The sequence below is a fragment of the Pseudomonas sp. R1-7 genome (assembly GCF_051132105.1).
Lineage (GTDB): Bacteria > Pseudomonadota > Gammaproteobacteria > Pseudomonadales > Pseudomonadaceae > Aquipseudomonas.
In genome coordinates this window covers 5,100,136-5,122,453 of record NZ_CP071661.1, presented here as the reverse complement: position 1 = coordinate 5,122,453, position 22,318 = coordinate 5,100,136, and the positions used below count along the sequence as shown (strand labels likewise).

Below are 22,318 nucleotides of genomic sequence, written 5' to 3'. Positions count from 1 at the left end.
TTCGCTGATCGGGCATTGTGTTCGATAATCGCCCAAAAAACTAACCAGACGGTACATATTAAATTGCCCAAAGAAACCTCCAGCTCAATAATCCCCTGACTCTTTTAAAAGCGGCGCATTTTTTGTAGCCGACGCCTGTCCCGGGAGCCGAAGTCATGCAGCGTTCCATTGCCACCGTTTCGTTGAGCGGTACCCTGCCGGAAAAACTCGAAGCCATTGCCGCCGCCGGTTTCGACGGCGTGGAAATTTTCGAGAATGACCTTCTCTACTACGATGGCAGCCCTCGGGAAATCAGGCAGATGTGCGCCGACCTGGGTATCGCCATCACGCTGTTCCAACCCTTTCGCGATTTTGAAGGCTGCCGTCGCGATCGCCTGGCGCGCAACCTGGAACGGGCCGAGCGCAAATTCGATTTGATGCAGGAGCTTGGCACCGACCTGGTGCTGGTGTGCAGCAATGCATCGGCTGACAGCGTCGGCGATGAGCAGATCCTGATCGACGATCTGCGCCTGCTGGCCGAGCGGGCCGGCGCGCGGGGCTTGCGCATTGGTTACGAGGCGTTGGCCTGGGGCCGGCACGTCAATACGTATCAGCAGGTCTGGAACATTGTTCGCCAGGCCGATCATCCCAGCCTCGGCGTGCTGCTCGACAGCTTTCACACCTTGTCCCTCAAGGGCGATCCGAGCGCCATCGCCGCGATTCCCGGCGATAAGATTTTCTTTGTGCAAATGGCCGATGCGCCGATCCTGGCGATGGACGTCCTGGAATGGAGCCGGCATTTCCGCTGTTTTCCGGGCCAGGGTGAATTCGATTTGCCGGGTTTCCTCGCGCCGATCATCCAGAGTGGCTACACCGGGCCGCTGTCGCTGGAGATCTTCAACGACGGTTTCCGCGCCGCGCCGCCCAGGGCGAATGCGGCCGACGGTTTGCGTTCGTTGCTGTACCTGGAAGAAAAAACCCGCCAGCGCCTGGCCGAACAAGCGCCCGCGCAAAAGCCTGACATTCTTTTTGAGACAGCGCCGGCCAGCGAATACGACGGCATCGAGTTCCTCGAATTCGCCGTGGACGATAACCTGGGCGCCAAACTCGCCCATTGGCTGGAGCGCCTGGGTTTCGTCAAGGCCGGCCAGCATCGTTCCAAGAACGTCAGCTTGTTGCGCCAGGGTGATATCAATCTGATCCTCAATTGCGAGCCGTACTCCTTCGCCCATAGCTTCTTCGAAGCCCATGGTCCGTCGTTGTGCGCCATGGCGGTGCGGGTCAAGGACAGCGCCAGTGCCTTGAAACGGGCCGTGGCCTACAAAGGCCAGCCGTATCGCGGCCTCGTCGGGCCCAACGAACTGGAGCTGGCGGCGGTGCGCGCACCGGACAGCAGCCTGATCTACCTGGTGGACCAGGACGCCGACGTCTACGGCACCGATTTCAACCTGCAACCCGCTGCCGCCATCGGCGCCGGGCTCAAGCGCATCGACCACATGGCGATGGCGCTGCCGGCCGATAGCCTCGACAGTTGGGTACTGTTCTACAAGAGCCTGCTGGATTTCGAGGCTGACGACGAAGTGGTGTTGCCCGACCCTTATGGCCTGGTGAAAAGCCGTGCCTTGCGCAGCCGTTGCAGTTCGATTCGCCTGCCGCTGAATATTTCCGAGAACCGCAACACCGCGATCTCACATGCGCTGTCGAGTTATCGCGGTTCCGGCGTGCATCACATCGCCTTCGATTGCGATGACATCTTTGCCCAGGTCAGTCACGCCAAGGAGGCCGGGGTGCCGTTGCTCGACATCCCGCTCAATTACTACGACGACTTGGCGGCGCGTTTCGATTTCGATGACGAGTTCCTCAGCGAACTGGCCTATTTCAACGTGCTATATGACCGTGACGCCCAGGGTGGCGAGCTGTTTCATGTCTATACCGAGCCGTTCGAAGGGCGGTTTTTCTTTGAGATCATCCAACGCAAGAACGGTTACGCCGGTTATGGCGCCGCCAACGTCGCGGTGCGCCTGGCGGCGATGGCCAAGTCCCGTAGCGGTGGCTTGCGGCATGCCAAGTTGTAGGGAAATCGTAAACGCTGCGGTAATGGGCTGTGTCGTGGCTTCCTTCAGTGCACGGTGCGGCCCATAATCGCCAGCCTGTGCAGTGATGGCCGTGAGCCCCGCAATGACTATGAATCCAGAGCTTTCCGCAGCGCTCGACGAACCTGTCGCCACGCCGCGCAAGAGTCGCAAGAACAACCCGGAAAAGACCCGGGAAAACATTCTTCAGGAAGCCATCGTCGAATTCGTCCAGCAAGGCCTGGCCGGCGCCCGGGTCGACGCCATCGCCGAGCGCATCCACACCTCCAAGCGCATGATCTACTACTACTTCGGCAGCAAGGAGCAGCTGTACGTCGAAGTGCTGGAAAAACTCTACGGTGATATCCGCACGACCGAAAGCCGCCTGCACCTGGCGGAGCTGGCACCGGTCGACGCGATCCGACGCCTGGTGGAATTCACCTTCGACCACCACGACCGCAACGTGGATTTCGTGCGCATTGTCTGCATCGAGAACATCCACAACGCTGAATACGTGAAACAGTCCGGTGCGATCAAGGCGATGACCAATACCATCCTCGATTCCCTGGGCGTGATCCTGCGTCGCGGCGCCGAAGAGGGCGTGTTCCGTGCCGGCCTCGAGCCACTGGATGTGCACCTGCTGATCAGCTCGTTCTGCTTCTATCGGGTGTCCAACCGCCAGACGTTTGGTGAGATCTTTCAGATCGACCTGTCGGACGAAGCGGTCAAGCAGCGGCACCGGCAGATGGTGTGTGAGTCGGTGTTGCGCTATCTGCAAGCCTGACCTTGACCCCTTGTGGGAGCGAGCTTGCTCGCGATAGCGGTCGTCAGCCAGCATCGATTGCGACTGACACACCGCCATCGCGAGCAAGCTCGCTCCCACAAGGGCTTATCACCAGGCTTTAGTGATTCATGCTCTGGAAATGCGCCAGCATCCGCTGCGCATCCGGCGCCACGCCGCTGAACAGTTCGAACGCCTTCACCGCCTGGAATACCGCCATGTTGCCGCCGTCCAGCGTGCGGCAGCCGAGGGCGCGGGCGTTGCGCAGCAGTTCGGTTTCCAGCGGGAAGTAAACGATTTCCGCCACCCACAGATCGCCCCGCAACAGCTCGGCTGGCACCGGTGTGCCCGGCAGTTTCGCCATGCCCATGGGCGTGGTGTTCACCAAACCGTCGGCTTCGGCCATGGCCGTGGGCAGGTCATGCCCGGCACGAGCACGGCCTGCGCCGAAGTGTTGATTCAAGTTGTTGGCCAGTGCTTCGGCACGGCTGATCTCGACGTCAAAAATGCTCAATGTCTCCACACCCTCCAGAAGCAACGCATGGGCCACCGCCGCGCCGGCGCCACCAGCCCCCATCTGCACGACCCGCTTGCGCGCGACATCGCCCAAGCCACGACGAAAACCTTCGGCGAACCCCAGGCAATCGGTGTTGTGGCCGATGCGCTTGCCATCCTTGAGCACCACGGTATTCACCGCACCGATCCCGCGGGCCTCGGGAGATAACTCGTCCAGCAGCGGGATGACCGCCTGCTTGCAAGGGAAAGTGATGTTCAGGCCGGTGAAGTCCATGCGCTCGGCGGCCATCAGCAAGTCGGGCAGGGCGCTGCTGTCGAGCTTCAGTGCATCCAGATCGATCAATCGATAAAGGTAACGCATGCCTTGGGCATCGCCTTCGCACTCATGCAGCGCCGGCGTGCGGGACGCCTGGATACCCGCCCCGATCAGGCCGGCCAGTACAGTGACGTTCGACATGCGCATCAACCCTTCAACCGCTGACTGAAATGTTCAAGGGCCAGGCGATAACCATGGCTGCCAAACCCGCACATCACGCCAATGGCGACGGATGAGACGAAGGAGTGGTGGCGAAAGGTTTCACGGGCGTGGACGTTGGACAGATGGACTTCGATGACCGGTACTTCGCTTGCCACCAGGGCGTCGCGGATCGCCGCCGAGGTGTGGGTCCAGGCTGCCGGGTTGATGACGATACCGCCGCACCGGCCTCGGGCGCCGTGAATCCAGTCGAGCAGTTCGCCTTCCTGATTGGTCTGGCGAAACTCCACGGCCAGGCCGAATTCTTCGGCGGCGCGGCCGCACAGCGCGGAAATATCAGCCAGGGTTTCGTAGCCGTAGGTCGCCGGCTCGCGGGTCCCGAGCAGGTTCAGGTTCGGGCCGTTGAGCACCAGAACGATCGGAGGCATCGCAATTTCTCCACGATTTTTATTGTTGGTTTCGGCGAGGTTTCAGCCGGTGGAGATAAATTGTACTAGATGGTTAATTTGGTCAAATAAAGCAGCCGTCGCCGGGCAATATGTGTTCGATGATCGAACATTGCTCTTTTTGACCAGATCAATCTGCAGGAGGGCATTGTGGCGAGGGAGCAAGCTCCCTCGCCACAGAGGTATGTGTTGGCTTAACGCCGGGTCAACAACACGCCGGACTCCATGTGATGGGTCCAAGGGAATTGATCGAACAACGCGCAGCGCGTGATGCGGTGGGTGTCGTTCAGTTGCGCGATGTTCGCGGCGAGGGTTTCCGGGTTGCAGGAAATGTACAGGATGTTGTCGAACCGCCTCGTCAGTTCGCACGTGTCCGGGTCCATGCCGGCGCGAGGCGGGTCGACGAAGACGCTGCCGAATTCATAGCTTTTGAGGTCTATGCCCTGCAAGCGACGGAACGGCCGGACTTCGTTCAAGGCTTCGGTCAACTCTTCTGCGGAAAGGCGCACCAGCATGACGTTATCCACCGCGTTCTCGCTGAGGTTGCTCAGCGCGGCGTTGACCGAGGTCTTGCTGATTTCGGTGGCGAGGACTTTTCGCACTCGAGTGGCCAGCGGCAGGGTGAAGTTGCCGTTGCCGCAATACAACTCCAGCAGGTCGTCATTGCGATCGCCCAGGGCTTCATAAGCCCAATTGAGCATCTTCTGGTTCACCGTGCCGTTGGGCTGGGTGAAGGCGCCTTCGGGTTGGCGATAACTGAAGGTGCGACCGCCCACCTCAAGTTTCTCCACCACGTAATCATGGCCGATCACTTCGCGCTTGCCCTTGGAGCGACCAATGATGCTGACGCCCAGGTCGGTCGCCAGTTTCGACGCGGCAGCGTGCCAGTGCTCGTCCAGCGGGCGGTGGTAACACAGGGTGATCATCGCGTCGCCGGCGAGGGTGGTCAGGAACTCCACCTGGAACAGCTTGTGGCTCAAGGGCGCGCTGGCTTGCCAGACGGCCTTGAGTTGCGGCATCAATTGGTTGATGCGCCCGCTGGCGATGGGGAACTCCTCGATGAGGATCGGCGTGCGCTTGTCGTCCTGGGAAAACATCGCGTAATGGCGTTCGCCGGCCTCGCGCCACAGACGGAACTCGGCTCGCAGGCGGAAGTTCTCCAGCGGTGAGTCAAACACCTGCGGCTCGGGTGCATCGAACGGAGCCAACAAGTCGCGCAGACGGGCGACCTTGCCCTGCAACTGGGCGGCATAGGCCTGGGAATCAAAAGTCATGCGTTGAACCAACCCAACTTGATAACGAACAGGATCGACAGGATGACCAGCGCCGGGTTCAGCTCACGGCCACGGCCGGACACCAGTTTAATGGCGGTCCAGGTGATGAAGCCGAAGGCGATGCCGTTGGCGATGGAATAGGTGAAGGGCATCGCCAGGGCCGTGATCACCACCGGAGCGGCCACGGTGATGTCGTCCCAGTCGATTTCTGCCAGGCCGGACGCCATCAATACCGCGACGAACAGCAGCGCCGGAGCGGTGGCGAAGGCCGGGACGCTGGCGGCCAGCGGCGAGAAAAACAGTGCCAGCAGGAACAGGAACGCGACCACGATGGCGGTCAGGCCGGTGCGGCCGCCGGCGCTGACGCCCGCCGCCGATTCGATGTAGCTGGTGGTCGTCGAAGTGCCCAGCAGCGAACCGGCCATGGCGGCGGTACTGTCGGCAATCAGCGCGCGGCCCATTTTGGGCATGTGGCCGTCCTTGCCCATCAGCCCGGCGCGCTTGGCGACGCCGATCAGGGTGCCGGAGTTGTCGAACAGATCGACGAACAGGAAGGCGAAGATCACGCTCACCAGGCCGATGTCCAGGGCGCCCATGATGTCCAGTTGCAGGAACGTCGGGGCCAGGGATGGTGGTGCGGAAACGATGCCGCCGAAAGGCGTAAAGCCCATCAGGATCGAGACGACAGTGACCGCGAGGATGCCGATCAGCACCGCACCGCGCACTTTAAGCGCTTCCAGGGCGACGATCAGGACGAAGCCGAGGGTTGCCAGGATCGGCGCCGGTTGCTTCAAGTCGCCAAGGCCGACCATGGTCGCCGGGTTCTTCACCACGATGCCGGCATTATTCAGGGCGATCAGCGCCAGGAACAGGCCGATACCGGCAGCGATGGCCGAGCGCAGCGGCAGCGGGATGCTGTTGATGATCCATTCACGGATGCGGAAGATCGACAACAGGAAGAACAGTACGGCGGAGATGAACACCGCGCCCAGCGCCACTTGCCAGGTATGGCCCATGTGCAGGACCACGGTGTAGGTGAAGAAGGCGTTCAGGCCCATGCCCGGCGCGAGGGCGATCGGGTAGTTGGCGATCAGGCCCATGACCGTCGAGCCAATGGCCGCCGCCAGGCAGGTGGCGACAAACACCGCGCCCTTGTCCATGCCGGTTTCGCCGAGGATGCTCGGGTTGACGAACAGAATGTAGGCCATGGCCAGGAACGTCGTGACGCCCGCCAGGATCTCGGTCCGCACGTTGGTTTTGTGTGCCTTGAGTTGAAACAGCCTTTCCAGCATGTCTGCTCCCCGTGGCGCGCTCGGCGCCGTGAATGTATCGACCTCAACAGCAAAGCACAGGGCGCCGATGGCGCCCGGGTTTTTATGTCGGTCGGAAAAAGCCGCGCATCATAGCAGCGCGGCGAACTGGCTGCGATCCTCGGTGTGCGTCGCAAAAGTGTGCAGAGGCAAAAGTTGGGCCATACTGCGCGCGATTCCGGGAGGTCAGTATGAATTGCATGAAGAACATTGCATTGGCCTGCGCGTTCGGCCTGGGGCTGTCCGTCGCGGCCGCGCATGCCGCGTCGGCGCCACCGCTGAGCGAGGTCAAGGTGCTCAAGGTCGAGTCGCTGGCCTGTGGTTTCGAGGACGTCTCTGCGCAACAGGCGCAAACCCGTTGCGACCACAGTGGCCCGCATATCAAGGTCTACGTGCTGGAACTCGGCATAGGCCACCAGCCGAATGTCACGCTGGACGGCTTTGAGGTCGACGGCACCCGTTCACCGGTGTGTGCATTTGATAATGGCAACCTCAATGACTGCTCGAGCGGAGCCCGGCGAACGGTCGGCTATTTGTACATCTTCGATCTGAAGGGCAAGCAGGAAGGCACGTTCAGCTTCAGTAACGTGTCGATCAACCCGCCCGGCAACCGGATGTCGACCCAGCTGTACATCAAATGACATGGCTGGGCGAGCTTCAGCTGACAGGGCCCGGCAAAGCTGACTAGTCTTGAGAGATCACCCAGCGGAGAGTGCCCATGATTCCTGGAACCAAGATCCCCCGAATCCTGATTGCCGTGGCGGAAGGCGTCGACGATCTGCAGACGGTGACACTGATCGACGTGTTGCGCCGGGCGCAGCTTGAAGTCGTCGTGGCGAGTATCGAGGGCCGTCGCATGCTCACCTGTGCACGCGGCACGCGCCTGACCGCCGATGGCATGCTGGTGGACGTGCTGGTGCAGGATTTCGACTTGGTCGTCTTGCCGGGCGGCATCATCGGCGCGCAACACTTGGCCGCCCACCAACCTTTGCAGCAACTGGTCAAGGACCAGGCGGCTGCCGGGCGCTTCTTCGCCGCGATCGCCGAAGCCCCGGCGTTGGTGCTCCAGGCGTTCGGCGTGCTGCGCCAGCGTCGCATGACCTGCCTGCCCGCGGTCAGCCAGCAACTGTCCGGGTGCAGTTTTGTCGACCAACCGGTGGTGGTGGACGGCAATTGCATTACCGCCCAGGGCTCGGCGGCCGCCCTTGTGTTTGCCTTGACGCTGGTGGAGCAACTCGCCGGCAAAGGCGTGAAAAACGTAGTGGCGGCGGAATTGCTGGCCTGACATTTTCCAGGATTCGTAACCACCCTGTGGCGGGGGAGCTTGCTCCCGCTCGGCTGCGCAGCAGACGCCGGTGTTTCGTCATTCAATCGCCTTGAACGCTCACCCCACCCCGAAGTCGTACCCCTTATGACGGCGGTTTTCCAAAACGCCGCGTGTACGACCAACCGTGAGGTGTTCCATGAGCGCGACCTTGTCCGAAGCGACGCAGGCGTCCTTCGTCCGTCATCCGATACGTCTGACACTCAATGGCGCGGTGCGTGAGTTGCAGGTGCTGCCCTGGACTACGTTGCTGGATTTGCTGCGCGAGCAACTGGACCTGGCAGGCAGCAAAAAAGGCTGCGACCACGGCCAATGCGGGGCCTGCACGGTGCTGCGCGATGGCAAGCGGATAAACGCTTGCCTGACCCTGGCGGTGATGTGTGATGGCGCCGAGTTGACCACTGTCGAGGGCCTGGCGAACGGCGACGAGTTGCATCCCATGCAGCGGGCGTTCATCAAGCATGACGCGTTCCAGTGCGGCTATTGCACGCCCGGGCAGATCTGTTCGGCGGTGGCGCTGGCCAACGAGGGACGGGCGCGGACGGGCGCCGAAATCAGCGAGCTGATGAGCGGCAATCTCTGCCGATGCGGCGCCTACAACAACATCCGCGATGCCATCGAAGAAGCCCTGCCGCTCTGCCAGCAGACGGGAGGTGAGTCGTGAATCCCTTTCGCTACAGCAAGCCCGACACGCTGCAGGCCGCCGTGGAGCTGTCGAGTGCCCATTCACGTTTCATCGCTGGCGGTACCAACCTGCTCGATCTGATGAAGGAAAACCTCACCCGCCCCGAGCATTTGATCGATATCACCGGACTGCCCTTGGCCGACCTCAGCGAAACGCCCTCGGGCGGGGTCATGATCGGCGCGTTGGTGAGCAATGCCGACCTGGCCTGGCACCCTTGGATCGAGCGTCGTTATCCGTTGCTTTCCCAGGCCATCCTCGCGGGTGCTTCGCCACAGCTACGCAACATGGCCAGTACCGGTGGCAATCTGTTGCAGCGCACCCGTTGTTACTATTTTTATGACGCCAGCGTGCCGTGCAACAAACGCAGGCCCGGCAGCGGCTGCCCAGCCCGAAGCGGCTTGAACCGGATTCACGCGATACTTGGCGCGAGCGATCAATGTGTCGCGACTCACCCCTCCGACATGTGCGTGGCCCTGGCGGCCCTTGATGCGGTGGTCCATGTGCTGGGGCGCGGTGGTCCTCGGACCATCGAGTTCGCTGACTTCCATCGCCTTCCCGGCGACGCCCCGGACCGGGACAATCAACTGGCCGATGACGAGCTGATCACCTATATCGAGCTGCCGCCCGCCGGTTTCGCCGAACACAGCCATTACTTGAAGATCCGTGACCGCGCGTCCTATGCCTTCGCGCTGGTGTCGGTCGCGGCCGCGCTGGAGCTGGACGGGCCGGTGATTCGCCAGGCCCGCCTGGCCTTGGGCGGCGTGGCGCACAAGCCTTGGCGCGATCGAGCCGTCGAGAGCTGGCTGGCGGGCCAGGTGGTCAGCCGCGAGACCTTCACGGCGGCCGCGGATGCGCTGTTGCAGGGCGCCGAACCGCTGGAACACAACGGCTTCAAGGTCAAGTTGGCGCGCCGGGCGATTGTCCGCGCCCTGAGCGATGCCGCACTGGTGGGAGGAACCGCCCGATGAATGCACCGAGCAAATCCATAGGCAAGCCGCTGGATCGGGTCGACGGCCTGCTCAAGGTGACCGGTCGCGGCCGTTATGCCGGGGAATATCCGGAAGACGGCTTGTTGCACGGCAGTGTCGTGTCCAGCGCGATCGCCCGGGGACGCGTGGTGGGCATCGATGCTTCACGCGCCTTGGCGCTACCGGGCGTCGTCGCGGTGATCGATCACACCAATCGGCCGAAGGTCGCCAGCTACGACGAACCCTACCAGGATGCCGACGCGGCGGAGGGCTCGCCGTTCCGGCCATTATTCAATGACCAGATCCTCTACAGTGGCCAGCCGCTGGCGCTGGTGGTGGCCGAGAATCTGGAACTGGCCCGTTATGCCGGCTCGCTGGTTGAAATTGAATACGAGGCCGAGGAGCATCAGACCGATCTGACAATCCTGCAAAACGAAGCCCATCCAGCGCCGGCCGAACTGCCTAAGCCACGTGGGAATTTTCAGGGCGAGTATGCGAGTGCCGCCTTGAGTGTGGATGTGTCCTACAGCACACCGATAGAGCATCACAACCCGATGGAGCCCCATGCCTCTACTGTGTTGTACCAACCTGACGCAAGCCTGCACATCCACGACAAGACCCAAGGCACTCAGAACTGCCAAGCGTATGTGCAAAAAGTGTTCGGGCTGGAGAAGGAGCAGGTGCGCGTGTTCGCCGCCTACGTGGGCGGCGCGTTCGGCTCCGGCCTGCGCCCGCAATACCAATTGGCGCTCGCGGTCATGGCCGCGCTGGCCCTCAAGCGTTCGGTGCGAGTCAGCCTGACGCGTCAGCAGATGTTCACTTTCGGCTATCGCCCACGGACATTCCAGCGCGTACAGCTGGGCGCTGCGGCCAACGGAAGGTTGCTCGCCGTAGCGCACACCGCCGTCGGCCAGACCTCGCGTTTCGAAGATTTTACCGAGCACGTGGTGGAGTGGAGCGGCATGCTCTATCACTGCGATAACGTGACGTTGACGTACAGACTGGCACCGCTGGACGTCTACACGCCGTTGGACATGCGCGCGCCCGGCGCGGCCTTGGGATTGATCGGGCTGGAATGCGCCATGGACGAGTTGGCCTGCGCCCTGGCGATCGACCCGGTGCAACTGCGCCTGATCAACTACGCCGAACGCAACGAAAACGAAGGCAAGCCCTATTCCAGCAAGGAACTGCGTGCCTGTTACGCCCAGGGCGCCGAGCGTTTCGGTTGGAGCAATCGCAACCCCGAACCACGCAGCATGCGCAACGGCCGACAACTGGTGGGTTGGGGCATGGCTGGCGGCGTGTGGGAGGCCATGCAACAGAAAGCCAGCGCCCGCGCCTCATTGGATGCCAACGGCAAGCTGACCGTCAGCAGCGCAACGACCGACATCGGCACCGGCACCTACACGGTCATGACTCAAATCGCCGCCGAGGCGTCAGGCGTTTCCCTTGAGGATGTCACCTTTGTTCTTGGTGACTCGTCGTTGCCGACTGCACCGTTGCAGGGCGGCTCGTTCACTGTCTCGTCGGTGGGCACCGCAGTGCAGCAAGCCTGTGAGGCGCTCAGGGAGAAGCTACTCGCCGTGGCCCGTCAGTCTTGTCCCGCCTTCAGCGGTGCGACCCTGGAGCAAGCGACCTTTGCCGACGGTGAGCTGCGCATGGGTGAAGCCCGCGTCGCATTGGCGGAACTGGCGCAAAAAAGCGGCGAAATGCCGTTGCAGGCGGAGGTTTCCACCGGGCCGGACGAAAAGCGCCAGGCTTATGCGACCGCCACTCATTCGGCGGTCTTTGTCGAGGTGTTGGTGGACGAAGATCTCGGCACCGTAAAGGTCAATCGGGTGGTCAGCGCCATCGCCGCCGGGCGGGTGGTCAATCCGAAGACTGCCCGCAGCCAGATTCTCGGCGGGGTGGTCTGGGGTGTCGGGATGGCGTTGCATGAAGAAACCCTGACCGACCATGCCCTGGGCCGGCACATGAACCACAACCTGGCCGAGTATCACGTGCCGGTCAACGCTGACATGGGTGATATCGATGTAATCTTCGTCGAGGAGCACGATGAGATCGTCAACGCCCTCGGATCCAAGGGCGTCGGGGAAATCGGGATTGTCGGCGTGGCTGCGGCGGTGGCGAATGCGATCTACCACGCCACGGGCAAACGGGTGCGGGATTTCCCGATCACCCTCGACAAGCTGCTCTAGGCTTTCGCCTCGTCCATCGGTTCGTGCATTCGGTCGCGGTTGGCCAGGGTCGGGAACAATTTGATCCAGGCCCCGGTCACCAGCAGCGTGCCGACGCCGCCCATGACCACCGCCGGCACGGTGCCGAACCAATGGGCGGTGAGGCCCGACTCGAACTCGCCCAACTGGTTCGAGGCGCCGATAAACAAGCCATTCACGGCACTGACCCGACCGCGCATTTCGTCCGGCGTTTCCAGCTGCACGAAGGAGGCGCGGATCACCATGCTGATCATGTCCGCCGCGCCCAGCACCACCAGTACCGCGAGGGAAAACCAGAACGACGTGGAAAGTCCGAACGCAATGGTGGCAACGCCGAACACGCCTACCGCAGTGAACATCACCCGGCCGACCTTGCGTTCGACGGCAAAGCGCGCCAGCCACAACGACATCAGCAAGGCCCCCACCGCCGGCGCCGAACGCAGCAGGCCCAGGCCCCAGGGGCCGGTGAGCAGGATGTCCTTGGCGAACACCGGCAACAGGGCGGTGGCGCCGCCCAGCAGCACCGCGAACAGGTCCAGGGAAATCGCTCCCAGGATGTCCGGGCGGCTGCGAATGAAGCGGATACCCGCCAGCAATGAGTCAAGGGTCGCCTTGCCTTTGTTCAGTGGTGTCTGTCGGGCAGGCAGATTGAGCATGAGGCAGCAAGCAATGACATAGAGCAGCACGGTCGGCCCATAGACCCAGACGCTGCCGAAGGCATACAGCAAACCGCCAAGGGCCGGGGCAACGATGGTGGCCGACTGCTGGGCTGATTGCGCGGCGGCCACCGCTCGGGGGAAGAGTGCAGCAGGCACGATGCTCGGTAGCAATGCTTGGGTGGTCGGCATCTCGAAGGATCGGGCGGCGCCGAGCAGGAACGCAAGGATGAAAATCATCTCCCGCGTGACGTTGTCGGTGGCGCTGCCGATGACCAGGGCCAGGGCGATCAGCGCCTGCAACGTCTGGCAGATCGCGGCAACCTTGCGTCGATCATATCGATCCGCCACATGCCCGGTGTGCAGCATGAACAGCACCCGCGGGGCAAATTCCACGAGGCCGACGAGCCCGAGGTCCAGGACGTTGCCGGTCAATTGGTAGAGGTTCCAGCCGATGGCCACGGTCAGCATCTGGAAACCGCTGGCGGTGAATATCCGGGCCAGCCAGAAGGCGATGAAGGGGCGATGGTGACGGAGCAGCAAAGGCGCTTGGCTGGGCATCTGTGACAGGGTCCGGTGATGAAGGCATCGAGATTATCACCCGACTGTAACTGGAAGTTGCGGTGGCGAGAAAAATAGTTAGCCAAACATCAATTCAACGGATGGGGGCTTTTGGGGCGAGGGACTTGCTCCCTCGCCCCGGGGGTCATGAAGGTTTGGGAGCCCTAGGCTTGGTGCGGTATCTGGCACTGAGGCAACCTGTCACGCGACAAAAGACCACGCCATCCATCGGCAATATTGGGACTACTCTTTGAGCATTGCTTGACCCAGGTCAATTCCCTTCTGGGGTGTTGTGCTGGCGGCCATGCGGCCAAAGTCCTGCGTTGTGACGGTTTAAAAAGAACGATTTGAAAAGCATCGCACTCCATATCCCTGGGGGCTGTGATGCAAGCCCCGCCCGCAGCCGGTTTTACCTGACAGAGGAAGACTTATGTTCGGTTTGGAGGCGCTCGATCTCGCCCGAATCCAGTTTGCATTCACCATCTCGTTCCACATCCTGTTCCCGGCCATCACCATTGGCCTGGCGAGTTACCTGGCAGTGCTCGAAGGCCTGTGGCTGAAGACACACGACGACACCTACCGCGACCTGTATCACTTCTGGTCGAAGATTTTCGCCGTCAACTTCGGCATGGGCGTGGTGTCCGGGCTGGTCATGGCTTATCAATTCGGCACCAACTGGAGCCGCTTTTCCGACTTTGCCGGGGCGGTCACCGGGCCGCTGCTGACGTATGAGGTGCTCACGGCATTCTTCCTCGAAGCGGGCTTCCTCGGCGTGATGCTGTTCGGCTGGAACCGTGTGGGGCGTGGCTTGCACTTCTTTTCCACGGTCATGGTGGCCGTCGGTACGCTGATCTCGACCTTCTGGATCCTGTCCTCCAACAGCTGGATGCAAACCCCGCAAGGGTACGAAATCGTCGATGGCCGGGTCATTCCGGTGGATTGGCTGGCGGTGGTGTTCAACCCCTCGTTCCCGTATCGACTGCTGCACATGTCGGTCGCCGCGTTCGTGGCCACGGCATTTTTCGTCGGCTCTTCAGCGGCCTGGCATCTGCTTCGCGGTCGCGACAACCCGGCCGTGCGCCGCATGCTGTCGATGGCGATGTGGATGGCCTTGCTGGTTGCACCCGTGCAGGCGGTTATCGGTGATTTCCATGGTCTCAACACACTCAAGCACCAGCCGGCAAAAATTGCTGCCATCGAAGGACATTGGGAGAACGTCGGTGACGAACCCACGCCGCTGATTCTGTTCGGCTGGCCGGACATGAAGGCCGAGGAAACCAAGTTCGCCGTGGAGATCCCGTACCTGGGCAGCTTGATCCTCACCCACTCGCTGACCGACCAAGTGCCGGCGTTGAAGGAGTTCCCTCCTGAGGATCGACCGAATTCGACCATCGTGTTCTGGTCGTTCCGGGTCATGGTGGGCCTGGGGCTGCTGATGATCTTTACCGGCCTGTGCAGCCTCTGGCTGCGCCGCGGCGAACGTCTCTACCAATCTCGCCCGTTCCTGCACCTGGTGCTGTGGATGGGACCGTCCGGGCTGATCGCCATTCTCGCCGGCTGGTTCACCACGGAGATCGGGCGCCAGCCGTGGGTGGTCTACGGCCTGATGCGCACGGCCGATGCTTCGTCCGGTCACAGCTTTGCGCAAATGAGCTTTACCCTGGTCATGTTTGTGGTGGTCTATTTCGCGCTGTTCGGCGCAGGGCTGAGCTACATGATGCGCCTGGTGCGCAAGGGGCCGGTGGCTCACGAAGCCGAGCCGACGGATGGCGGTCCGGGCCAGAAACGTACCCCGGCCCGTCCATTGTCGGCCGCCAACGAAGGCGACGACGAAGTGGACCACAACGACAGCTCGAACAAGGGGAATTGAGTCATGGGTATTGATCTTCCGCTGATCTGGGCCGTGGTCATCATCTTCGGCATCATGATGTACGTGATCATGGACGGCTTCGACCTGGGGATCGGCATTCTTTTCCCTTTCATCAAGGGCGAGCGGGATCGCGACGTGATGATGAACACGGTCGCGCCGGTCTGGGACGGTAACGAAACCTGGCTGGTGTTGGGCGGGGCCGGGCTGTTCGGCGCGTTTCCGCTGGCGTATTCGGTGGTCCTCTCGGCCTTGTACCTGCCGCTGATTCTCATGCTCATCGGCTTGATTTTCCGGGGCGTGGCGTTCGAGTTCCGCTTCAAGGCCAGGGCCGAGAAGCGGCACCTGTGGGACAAGGCGTTCATCGGTGGTTCGCTGACCGCGACGTTCTTCCAGGGGGTTGCTCTGGGGGCCTTCATTGATGGCTTCGAGGTGGTCAATCGGCAGTATGCCGGCGGCTCCCTGGACTGGTTCACGCCATTCACGATCTTCTGCGGACTGGCGCTGATTGCCGCCTATGCCTTGCTCGGCTGTACCTGGCTGATCATGAAGACCGAAGGCAAGCTGCAAGAGCAGATGCACGACTTGGCCAGGCCGCTGGCGTTCGTGGTGTTGGCGGTGATCGGCATCGTCAGTATCTGGACGCCGCTGGCTCACGCCGATATTGCGGCGCGCTGGTTCACCCTGCCGAACCTGTTCTGGTTCTTGCCGGTGCCGATCCTGGTGTTGGTGACCATGTACGGGTTGTTCCGCGCCGTGGCACGCAATGCCAACTACACGCCATTCATCCTGACGTTGGTGCTGATCTTCCTGGGCTACAGCGGCCTTGGCATCAGCCTGTGGCCGAACATTGTGCCGCCGTCCATTTCGATCTGGGACGCCGCGTCACCGCCACAGAGCCAAGGCTTCATGCTGGTCGGCACGTTGTTCATCATTCCGTTGATCCTGGTGTACACCTTCTGGAGCTACTACGTGTTCCGCGGCAAGGTGACCCATGACGATGGCTATCATTGACCCGGGAGGTGCCGAGGATGGCCAAGCCTGACTTGAAAGACATCGAGGCCGCTGAAAAAAAGCCGTTATGGCAGCGGCTCGGTTGGCTGGTGGCGATTTGGGCCGGCAGCGTGCTGGCATTGTTCATCGTCGCCAGCCTGATGCGAATGTTCATGAATGCGGCAGGGTTGACCACCCACTGAAGTGGCTATTTACGGGCCTTGAGGATCACGAACTTCGGCGTGGCGGCGACCTGTTCGACACCGCGGAACAGCCGCGCCAGTTTGCTGTGGTAACCCAGGTGGCGGTTGCCGACGATGTACAGCGCGCCGCCGACCACCAGCGCTTCGCGGGCCTGCTGGAACATTCTCCAGGCGAGGAAATCGCCCACCACCTGCTGTTGATGAAACGGCGGGTTGCACAGCACCACATCCAGGGACTGTGCGTCTTGCCCGGCCAGGCCATCGCCGGCCCTCACGACCGCCTCGCGCTCGCCCAGGGCGGCTCGCCAGTTTTCGGCGGCCGATTGCACCGCCATGTACGACTCGTCCACCAGGGTGTAGCGGGCCTCCGGATTTTGCAGCGCACTGGCAATGGCCAATACGCCGTTGCCGCAACCCAAGTCCGCTACACGCGCAGACCCCAGGTTTTTTGGCAGGTGTGGCAGGAAGGCACGGGTACCGATGTCCAGCCCTTCACGGCAGAACACGTTGGCATGGTTGACCAGCTCGATGTTCGGCTCATCCAGCTTATAACGCGTGGGGTAGGGGGAGACGGCCGGAGTCCTGGTTTGCGGCGTGGCAATCAACAGGCGCGCCTTCTTTACCGCCAATGACGCTTGCACCGAGCCGACGTAGCGCTCCATCAGGTCCCCTGCGGCCCGGGGCAAATGCTTGACCATTGCGCCAGCGATGACCTGGGCGCCTGGAGCCAGTTGCCCTTGCAGCCGGATCAGTTGTTCTTCCAGTAGGGCCAGGGTCTTGGGCACCTTGACCAGGACGCGGTCGAACGGCCCTGCGAATGCTTCGCTGGCCGGCACGATCGGTACCGCATCGAAGGGCTGGCCGTTGCGTACCAGATTCTTTTCCAAGGCCTGCAGCGCCAGGAACGAATCACCGCTGCTGGTGACCTGGACCTTGCCTGCAAGGCTCGCCGCCAGGGCGCCGAAGCCATCGTTGAGTACCAACACCCGGGTCTGCGCGCCCGGTTGTTGTTCGGCCAGGTACGCAAGCAGGTATTCATCGGCCGCGTCGAATGCCTGCAACGGTTCGTTCTGCTGTTCGGGTTGGCGGATCAGGTCGAGTTGGGCGAAGGGAGTATCGAGCAAAGGCATGGCTGGGACTCTGGCAATCAACGAGTGTCCCGCTGCCTTGGGGGCAGGTCTGTCAGCGGGACCTCCTGAATGAACTACGTCGCGGACTAGGCGCGTCATCATTCAAGTGGGGCCGTGAATGGTACGTTTTTTTGCCAGGCATTACTCGCAGGTTTTTTCAGGCTGAGCTGTTCAGCTAGATCACATGGATGTGCGCAGCTTTCGCTACCGCCGAGATTTTATTGGTCACGTTCAGTTTTCGCATGCAGCTGCAGACGTGGAAGTTAACGGTGCGCTCGGACAGACAGAGAATCCGGCCCACTTCCGACGCAGTCTTTCCTTCGGCGGACCACCTCAGCACTTCGATCTCCCGGGGCGAGAGATGACACGTCAGCGGGGGCGTCCTATGGTCGGATAACTTCTTGCCAGCCAACGCGTGCAATCTTTGGCTAGCGAAGATGGCGTAGCCAAGATTGCCATAGTGTTCTTCGGCATCGATGGGACAATGGGTCCTGGCGAGGCTGAACAGACTGTAGTGGGAACCGTGCTCATCATGCACGGCTTGGGTCCAGCGGTGTGCGAGGCCTTGTCGATTAAGTTCTTGCCATAATCGGGGGGCTTCGGAGAAGACATTCTCGCTCCACAGGATTGGCAATGAAGAATGATTGCAATGCGCTACTATCGGGTCATTTGAAGCGTAGCCGTTTTTTTCATAGAGTCTGTCCCACCCATACGGGTAATTGTTGATGTTGATCTTGCTGGCATATCGATCAGGGGCACCTGAATAAGCGGCAAACGCGCAATATTCAAAGCCTTGATAATTAAAGAAATCCAATACCAGGCGATAGGCTCTCTGCAAGTCCTTTTCACAGGATAGTTTTCTTAATTGCAGGTGCTTCCACTCGTCCATTGTCATTCTCCTTAGGGCTCATCAACGAGGTGGATCCAATCAGTGACGCGCAACTGAGTGTAGGACTTTTCCTAACGTGCAGTTAGATTTTTTTCTTTTGTCAGGTATTTGTGGCTATTGAGGAAGGGACTTAACTAACAGTGTTTCGATACATGCCTAGTTGGTTTGTAGAACTTTATCGGGCCATGTACAAGTCGTTATGGCTTAACGCTATCAGCTTTCGAAGGTGGTTAATATCCTCACTTTGCGGGACACTGTGGGCATTGTTCGATTGGAGTACCCCATGACCGACAACGCAGACAAGTTTACCCGCCAGACATTGGTCGATGTACAACCATTGACGCCTCACTTGTTTACTCTACGAACCACCAGGGATCGTGGTTTTCGTTTCCGGGCGGGACAGTTTGCCCGGCTCGGAGTCGTCAAGTCAGATGGAAGTACCGTCTGGCGCGCTTACTCCATGGTGTCCTCGCCGTTCGACGAGTTTCTCGAGTTCTTTTCGATCGTCGTCCCAGGCGGCGAATTCACCAGCGAACTGAGCCGCTTGAAGCCAGGGGATAGCCTGCTGGTGGAGCGCCAGGCCTTCGGTTACCTGACGCTGGACCGTTTTGTCGACGGTCGCGATTTGTGGCTGTTGTCCACCGGGACAGGCGTCGCGCCGTTTCTTTCGATCTTGCAGGATTTCGAAGTGTGGGAGAAATTCGAGCGGATCATCCTCGTCTACAGCGTGCGCGAGGCCAGGGAACTGGCATATCAGAAGCTTATAGATGAGTTGTCACAGCGAGATTACCTGGCCGAGTACGCACATAAGTTCAGGTTCATCGCCACGGTCACTCGTGAGCAAGTTCCGGATACGCTCAATGGGCGCATTACCACGCTGATCGAAAATGGCGAGCTGGAACGGGTCGCCGGTGTCGCGCTGACGCCTGAGCATTCCCGGGTCATGCTCTGCGGCAATCCCCAGATGATTGACGATACGCGCAAGCTGCTCAAGGCCAGGGGCTTGCAACTCAGCCTGACCCGTCGGCCTGGCCAGGTGGCGGTGGAAAACTATTGGTAGAAAAAATGGCGTCCCGTGGACGCCATTTCAATACGGGAATGATCAGGGCCGTTCGTTCTGGGCCTTGAGCAAGTCACGGATCTCGCTTAACAGTTGTTCTTCCTTGGTCGGCACAGGGGGCGCGCTCGGAGCGACGGCTTCTTCGCGCTTGAGCCGGTTGATGGCCTTGACGCCCATGAAGATCGCGAACGCGACGATGATGAAATCAACCGTGCTCTGGATGAATTTGCCGTAGGCCAGCACAACTGCCGGCGTGTCGCCTTGGGCGGCCTTGAGCGTGATGGCCAGATCACTGAAGTCCACCCCGCCGATCAGGAGGCCGATCGGGGGCATGATCACGTCACCCACGAATGACGAAACGATCTTGCCAAAAGCGGCACCGATGATGATCCCGACGGCCATGTCGACGACATTGCCTTTGACCGCGAAGGCCTTGAACTCGCTTAGCACGCCCATGAGTTGTTCCTTGTGACAGATGAGTTGAAACCCGCAGTGTAAGCCAGCCATCGGTGTCTCGCTCGACATGACGTCTTACACCGCTTGCCTGTTTATCGACCCGTGCCCCCGCAAAAAGTTTACAAAGTGCCACCAATCGCGCGTGATACGTGGTTTCGGACCAATTCCCTACATTGTTTTTTCTATCAGGATGGTACGGTATTTCTATTTAGGTTTTCATTTTTCGAGCACTAGCCTCTAAAAGGCGCACATGGATGCGCTTATAAAATTAGAGGAAACTTCAATGAACACTTCCCTTGGCCTCGGCGCTATGTCCGGTCGCCGTTCCCTTGTCGTCCTGACCGCCAGCCTGTTTTCCCTGTCCGTCAATGCCGCCACGCTGACCCGCGACAACGGTGCGGCGGTAGGCGACAACCAGAACTCGCAAACCGCGGGCCCCAATGGCCCGACCTTGTTGCAGGACGTGCAACTGATCCAGAAACTCCAGCGGTTCGACCGCGAACGTATTCCCGAGCGTGTCGTGCATGCCCGTGGTACCGGTGCGCATGGTGAATTTACCGTGTCTAACGACCTGGGCGACCTGACCAAGGCCAAGGTCTTCGCGGCAGGCCAGGTCACGCCGGTGTTCGTGCGGTTTTCCGCCGTGGTGCATGGCAACCACTCGCCTGAAACGTTGCGCGACCCGCGTGGCTTCGCCACCAAGTTCTATACGGCGGATGGCAACTGGGATTTGGTGGGTAATAACTTCCCGACGTTTTTCATTCGCGACGCAATCAAGTTTCCTGACATGGTTCATGCGTTCAAACCCGACCCGCGAACCAACCTGGATGACGATTCCCGTCGTTTTGATTTCTTTTCCCATGTTCCAGAGGCGACTCGTACCCTGACCGAGTTGTATTCCAACTCCGGAACGCCAGCCAGTTATCGAGAGATGGATGGCAATGGCGTGCATGCTTACAAACTGATCAATGCCAAGGGCGAAGTCAGTTATGTAAAGTTTCATTGGAAAAGTTTACAGGGTATTAAAAATCTCGATCCGAAAGAAGTTGTGAAGGTACAAGGGCAGGATTACAGCCATATGACCAACGACTTGGTCAGCCATATCAACAAGGGGGACTTTCCCAAGTGGGATCTGTACGTTCAGGTGCTCAAGCCACAGGACTTGTCGAAGTTTGACTTCGACCCATTGGACGCAACCAAGATCTGGCCGGATGTTCCTGAGCGAAAAGTCGGACAAATGGTCTTGAACCGTAATCCGGCGAATGTTTTCCAGGAAACCGAGCAGGTGGCAATGGCGCCGGCGAACCTGGTGCCGGGTATCGAGCCTTCGGAAGATCGGTTGTTGCAGGGCCGGGTGTTTTCCTATGCCGATACGCAAATGTACCGGGTTGGGCCGAACGCGCTGCAGTTGCCGATCAATGCCCCCAAGGTCGCTGTCAACAACGGCAACCAGGACGGCGCGATGAATTCTGGCAAGACCAGCACCGGCGTGAACTATCAACCGAGCCGCTTGATGCCACGTGAAGAACAGCCTTCGGGGCGTTATAGCCAGGCCGAGCTGACCGGCAGTACCCAGCAGGCGAAGATCCAGCGTGAGCAGAATTTCAAGCAGGCCGGCGACCTGTACCGCTCGTTCAACCAAAAGGAGCGCAATGACTTGATCGAGAGTTTCGGTGGGTCTCTGGCGACCACCGATGAGGAGAGCAAGCACATCATCCTGTCGTTCCTCTACAAGGCCGATCCTGAATACGGGACCGGTGTGGCCCGTGTTGCCAAGGGTGACCTGGCGCGGGTCAAGGCGCTGGCCGAGAAGCTGAGCGACTGATTCGCTTGTGGGAGCCGAGCGGGTTCGGCTCCCACAATCTTGAATCCCATGGAGAGGCATGATGCGCAGATTCGTTTTGTTGATATTCATCACCGGGTCATGGGCTGCGCTGGCCGATCAGGCTCCGAGCGCCGATGCGGAAGAGGTGCGGGCACAGCTGCAAGATTATTATTTCGATGCCGCCCGCCGGGGCGATGTGCCGATGCTCGAGACCTTCATCGAGGCCGGCTACTCGCTCGACACGCGGGACGAGAAGGGCTACACCGCGCTGATCCTGGCGGCTTATCACGGTCATGGTCCGGCAGTTGAGCGCCTGTTGGCCGCCGGGGCGGATGCGTGTGCCCAGGACAAACGTGGCAACACTGCGTTGATGGGAGCGATCTTCAAGGGCGAAGTGCAGATCGCCCGTCGTTTGTTGTCCACCGATTGCAGCCCGGACCAGCGCAACGGTGCGGGGCAAACCGCAGCGATGTATGCCGGTCTGTTCAAGCGTGGCGAGTTGCTCGATGCCTTGAAAGCCAAGGGCGCCGACCTGGAGGCGAGGGATCCGCTGGGCAATACCCCGGTGGATCTGGCGAACGGTGAAATCAGAATGCCGGCCCCGCAATAAAGCCCGACTGTTATCATCGCGG

21 protein-coding genes are annotated in these 22,318 nt (G+C 60.6%); 13 read left to right on the top strand and 8 right to left on the bottom strand.

Annotated elements, in window-relative coordinates; all coding sequences use genetic code 11:
• The first annotated feature begins 155 nt into the window (after positions 1-155).
• Together quiC and J3P79_RS23030 are read left to right on the top strand one after the other, a co-directional pair.
• Positions 156-2,054: a 3-dehydroshikimate dehydratase QuiC gene (gene quiC / locus J3P79_RS23035; RefSeq protein ID WP_434605860.1), complete on the top strand. Its 1,899-nt coding sequence runs from the start codon at positions 156-158 to the stop codon at positions 2,052-2,054.
• 103 nt (positions 2,055-2,157) lie between these two features.
• Positions 2,158-2,835: a TetR/AcrR family transcriptional regulator gene (locus tag J3P79_RS23030; RefSeq protein ID WP_039594106.1), complete on the top strand. Its 678-nt coding sequence runs from the start codon at positions 2,158-2,160 to the stop codon at positions 2,833-2,835.
• Between the two features lie 118 nt (positions 2,836-2,953).
• On the opposite strand, the gene J3P79_RS23025 is transcribed toward J3P79_RS23030, so the two are convergent.
• From J3P79_RS23025 to J3P79_RS23010, 4 genes are all read right to left on the bottom strand, one after another.
• Positions 2,954-3,805: a shikimate dehydrogenase gene (locus J3P79_RS23025; RefSeq protein ID WP_434605858.1), complete on the bottom strand. Its 852-nt coding sequence runs from the start codon at positions 3,803-3,805 to the stop codon at positions 2,954-2,956.
• A gap of 5 nt (positions 3,806-3,810) precedes the next feature.
• Positions 3,811-4,251, bottom strand: a complete 441-nt coding sequence (gene aroQ, locus J3P79_RS23020) for a type II 3-dehydroquinate dehydratase (protein WP_434605857.1) — start codon at positions 4,249-4,251, stop codon at positions 3,811-3,813.
• 212 nt (positions 4,252-4,463) lie between these two features.
• Positions 4,464-5,543, bottom strand: coding sequence for a tRNA (uridine(54)-C5)-methyltransferase TrmA (gene trmA / locus J3P79_RS23015; RefSeq protein WP_434605855.1), 1,080 nt, complete (start codon positions 5,541-5,543; stop codon positions 4,464-4,466).
• Complete coding sequence (locus J3P79_RS23010) at positions 5,540-6,835, bottom strand: NCS2 family permease (protein WP_434605853.1); 1,296 nt, start codon at positions 6,833-6,835, stop codon at positions 5,540-5,542. The genes trmA and J3P79_RS23010 overlap by 4 nt, the downstream gene beginning before the upstream one ends.
• A gap of 218 nt (positions 6,836-7,053) precedes the next feature.
• Here J3P79_RS23010 and J3P79_RS23005 point away from each other — a divergent pair, with 218 nt between their 5' ends.
• From J3P79_RS23005 to J3P79_RS22985, 5 genes are all read left to right on the top strand, one after another.
• Positions 7,054-7,494, top strand: a complete 441-nt coding sequence (locus J3P79_RS23005; RefSeq protein WP_434611585.1) for a DUF4879 domain-containing protein — start codon at positions 7,054-7,056, stop codon at positions 7,492-7,494.
• Between the two features lie 77 nt (positions 7,495-7,571).
• Positions 7,572-8,138, top strand: a complete 567-nt coding sequence (locus J3P79_RS23000) for a DJ-1 family glyoxalase III (protein ID WP_434605851.1) — start codon at positions 7,572-7,574, stop codon at positions 8,136-8,138.
• Between the two features lie 178 nt (positions 8,139-8,316).
• A complete protein-coding gene (locus J3P79_RS22995; protein ID WP_434605849.1) occupies positions 8,317-8,841 on the top strand; it encodes a (2Fe-2S)-binding protein in 525 nt (174 codons plus the stop codon).
• Positions 8,838-9,830, top strand: coding sequence for an FAD binding domain-containing protein (locus J3P79_RS22990; protein WP_039594114.1), 993 nt, complete (start codon positions 8,838-8,840; stop codon positions 9,828-9,830). Before J3P79_RS22995 ends, J3P79_RS22990 begins: the two co-directional genes overlap by 4 nt.
• Complete coding sequence (locus tag J3P79_RS22985; protein ID WP_434605847.1) at positions 9,827-12,028, top strand: xanthine dehydrogenase family protein molybdopterin-binding subunit; 2,202 nt, start codon at positions 9,827-9,829, stop codon at positions 12,026-12,028. The genes J3P79_RS22990 and J3P79_RS22985 overlap by 4 nt, the downstream gene beginning before the upstream one ends.
• Here the strand turns inward: J3P79_RS22985 and J3P79_RS22980 are convergent.
• Positions 12,025-13,263 carry an MFS transporter gene (locus J3P79_RS22980; RefSeq protein ID WP_434605845.1) on the bottom strand — a complete coding sequence of 413 codons (1,239 nt, stop codon included), beginning with the start codon at positions 13,261-13,263 and terminating at the stop codon, positions 12,025-12,027. The genes J3P79_RS22985 and J3P79_RS22980 overlap by 4 nt on opposite strands.
• Positions 13,264-13,693: 430 nt before the next feature.
• Here J3P79_RS22980 and J3P79_RS22975 point away from each other — a divergent pair, with 430 nt between their 5' ends.
• Genes J3P79_RS22975 through J3P79_RS22965 form a run of 3 tightly spaced genes read left to right on the top strand, consistent with a single transcriptional unit; the run spans position 13,694 to position 16,326 of the window.
• The gene (locus J3P79_RS22975; protein ID WP_434605843.1) at positions 13,694-15,133 is read left to right on the top strand and encodes a cytochrome ubiquinol oxidase subunit I; all 1,440 of its coding nucleotides are present in this window, start codon (positions 13,694-13,696) and stop codon (positions 15,131-15,133) included.
• A 3-nt stretch (positions 15,134-15,136) separates the two neighbouring features.
• The gene (gene cydB / locus J3P79_RS22970) at positions 15,137-16,144 is read left to right on the top strand and encodes a cytochrome d ubiquinol oxidase subunit II (protein ID WP_039594118.1); all 1,008 of its coding nucleotides are present in this window, start codon (positions 15,137-15,139) and stop codon (positions 16,142-16,144) included.
• A 17-nt stretch (positions 16,145-16,161) separates the two neighbouring features.
• Positions 16,162-16,326 carry a DUF2474 domain-containing protein gene (locus J3P79_RS22965; protein WP_434605841.1) on the top strand — a complete coding sequence of 55 codons (165 nt, stop codon included), beginning with the start codon at positions 16,162-16,164 and terminating at the stop codon, positions 16,324-16,326.
• Positions 16,327-16,331: 5 nt separating this feature from the next.
• Here the strand turns inward: J3P79_RS22965 and J3P79_RS22960 are convergent, their stop codons facing one another.
• The gene (locus J3P79_RS22960) at positions 16,332-17,456 is read right to left on the bottom strand and encodes a methyltransferase (protein ID WP_434605839.1); all 1,125 of its coding nucleotides are present in this window, start codon (positions 17,454-17,456) and stop codon (positions 16,332-16,334) included.
• 175 nt (positions 17,457-17,631) lie between these two features.
• Complete coding sequence (locus J3P79_RS22955) at positions 17,632-18,345, bottom strand: autoinducer binding domain-containing protein (RefSeq protein ID WP_434605837.1); 714 nt, start codon at positions 18,343-18,345, stop codon at positions 17,632-17,634.
• Between the two features lie 283 nt (positions 18,346-18,628).
• Here J3P79_RS22955 and J3P79_RS22950 point away from each other — a divergent pair, with 283 nt between their 5' ends.
• Positions 18,629-19,405: a ferredoxin--NADP reductase gene (locus J3P79_RS22950; RefSeq protein WP_434605835.1), complete on the top strand. Its 777-nt coding sequence runs from the start codon at positions 18,629-18,631 to the stop codon at positions 19,403-19,405.
• A gap of 42 nt (positions 19,406-19,447) precedes the next feature.
• Here J3P79_RS22950 and mscL read toward each other — a convergent pair whose 3' ends face one another.
• Complete coding sequence (mscL, locus tag J3P79_RS22945; RefSeq protein WP_434605833.1) at positions 19,448-19,861, bottom strand: large-conductance mechanosensitive channel protein MscL; 414 nt, start codon at positions 19,859-19,861, stop codon at positions 19,448-19,450.
• A gap of 283 nt (positions 19,862-20,144) precedes the next feature.
• Between mscL and katB the strand changes: the two genes are divergently transcribed.
• Positions 20,145-21,686, top strand: a complete 1,542-nt coding sequence (gene katB, locus J3P79_RS22940) for a catalase KatB (protein ID WP_434605831.1) — start codon at positions 20,145-20,147, stop codon at positions 21,684-21,686.
• A gap of 61 nt (positions 21,687-21,747) precedes the next feature.
• Complete coding sequence (locus J3P79_RS22935; RefSeq protein ID WP_434605829.1) at positions 21,748-22,296, top strand: ankyrin repeat domain-containing protein; 549 nt, start codon at positions 21,748-21,750, stop codon at positions 22,294-22,296.
• Positions 22,297-22,318 lie beyond the last annotated feature (22 nt).

Excerpts from the sequence above, each read along its gene's own strand:
- quiC (WP_434605860.1), top strand. The coding sequence starts at position 156 with ATGCAGCGTTCCATTGCCACCGTTTCGTTGAGCGGTACCCTGCCGGAA.
- J3P79_RS23030 (WP_039594106.1), top strand. The coding sequence starts at position 2,158 with ATGACTATGAATCCAGAGCTTTCCGCAGCGCTCGACGAACCTGTCGCC.
- J3P79_RS23025 (WP_434605858.1), bottom strand. The coding sequence starts at position 3,805 with ATGTCGAACGTCACTGTACTGGCCGGCCTGATCGGGGCGGGTATCCAG.
- aroQ (WP_434605857.1), bottom strand. The coding sequence starts at position 4,251 with ATGCCTCCGATCGTTCTGGTGCTCAACGGCCCGAACCTGAACCTGCTC.
- trmA (WP_434605855.1), bottom strand. The coding sequence starts at position 5,543 with ATGACTTTTGATTCCCAGGCCTATGCCGCCCAGTTGCAGGGCAAGGTC.
- J3P79_RS23010 (WP_434605853.1), bottom strand. The coding sequence starts at position 6,835 with ATGCTGGAAAGGCTGTTTCAACTCAAGGCACACAAAACCAACGTGCGG.
- J3P79_RS23005 (WP_434611585.1), top strand. The coding sequence starts at position 7,054 with ATGAAGAACATTGCATTGGCCTGCGCGTTCGGCCTGGGGCTGTCCGTC.
- J3P79_RS23000 (WP_434605851.1), top strand. The coding sequence starts at position 7,572 with ATGATTCCTGGAACCAAGATCCCCCGAATCCTGATTGCCGTGGCGGAA.
- J3P79_RS22995 (WP_434605849.1), top strand. The coding sequence starts at position 8,317 with ATGAGCGCGACCTTGTCCGAAGCGACGCAGGCGTCCTTCGTCCGTCAT.
- J3P79_RS22985 (WP_434605847.1), top strand. The coding sequence starts at position 9,827 with ATGAATGCACCGAGCAAATCCATAGGCAAGCCGCTGGATCGGGTCGAC.
- J3P79_RS22980 (WP_434605845.1), bottom strand. The coding sequence starts at position 13,263 with ATGCCCAGCCAAGCGCCTTTGCTGCTCCGTCACCATCGCCCCTTCATC.
- J3P79_RS22975 (WP_434605843.1), top strand. The coding sequence starts at position 13,694 with ATGTTCGGTTTGGAGGCGCTCGATCTCGCCCGAATCCAGTTTGCATTC.
- cydB (WP_039594118.1), top strand. The coding sequence starts at position 15,137 with ATGGGTATTGATCTTCCGCTGATCTGGGCCGTGGTCATCATCTTCGGC.
- J3P79_RS22965 (WP_434605841.1), top strand. The coding sequence starts at position 16,162 with ATGGCCAAGCCTGACTTGAAAGACATCGAGGCCGCTGAAAAAAAGCCG.
- J3P79_RS22960 (WP_434605839.1), bottom strand. The coding sequence starts at position 17,456 with ATGCCTTTGCTCGATACTCCCTTCGCCCAACTCGACCTGATCCGCCAA.
- J3P79_RS22955 (WP_434605837.1), bottom strand. The coding sequence starts at position 18,345 with ATGGACGAGTGGAAGCACCTGCAATTAAGAAAACTATCCTGTGAAAAG.
- J3P79_RS22950 (WP_434605835.1), top strand. The coding sequence starts at position 18,629 with ATGACCGACAACGCAGACAAGTTTACCCGCCAGACATTGGTCGATGTA.
- mscL (WP_434605833.1), bottom strand. The coding sequence starts at position 19,861 with ATGGGCGTGCTAAGCGAGTTCAAGGCCTTCGCGGTCAAAGGCAATGTC.
- katB (WP_434605831.1), top strand. The coding sequence starts at position 20,145 with ATGAACACTTCCCTTGGCCTCGGCGCTATGTCCGGTCGCCGTTCCCTT.
- J3P79_RS22935 (WP_434605829.1), top strand. The coding sequence starts at position 21,748 with ATGCGCAGATTCGTTTTGTTGATATTCATCACCGGGTCATGGGCTGCG.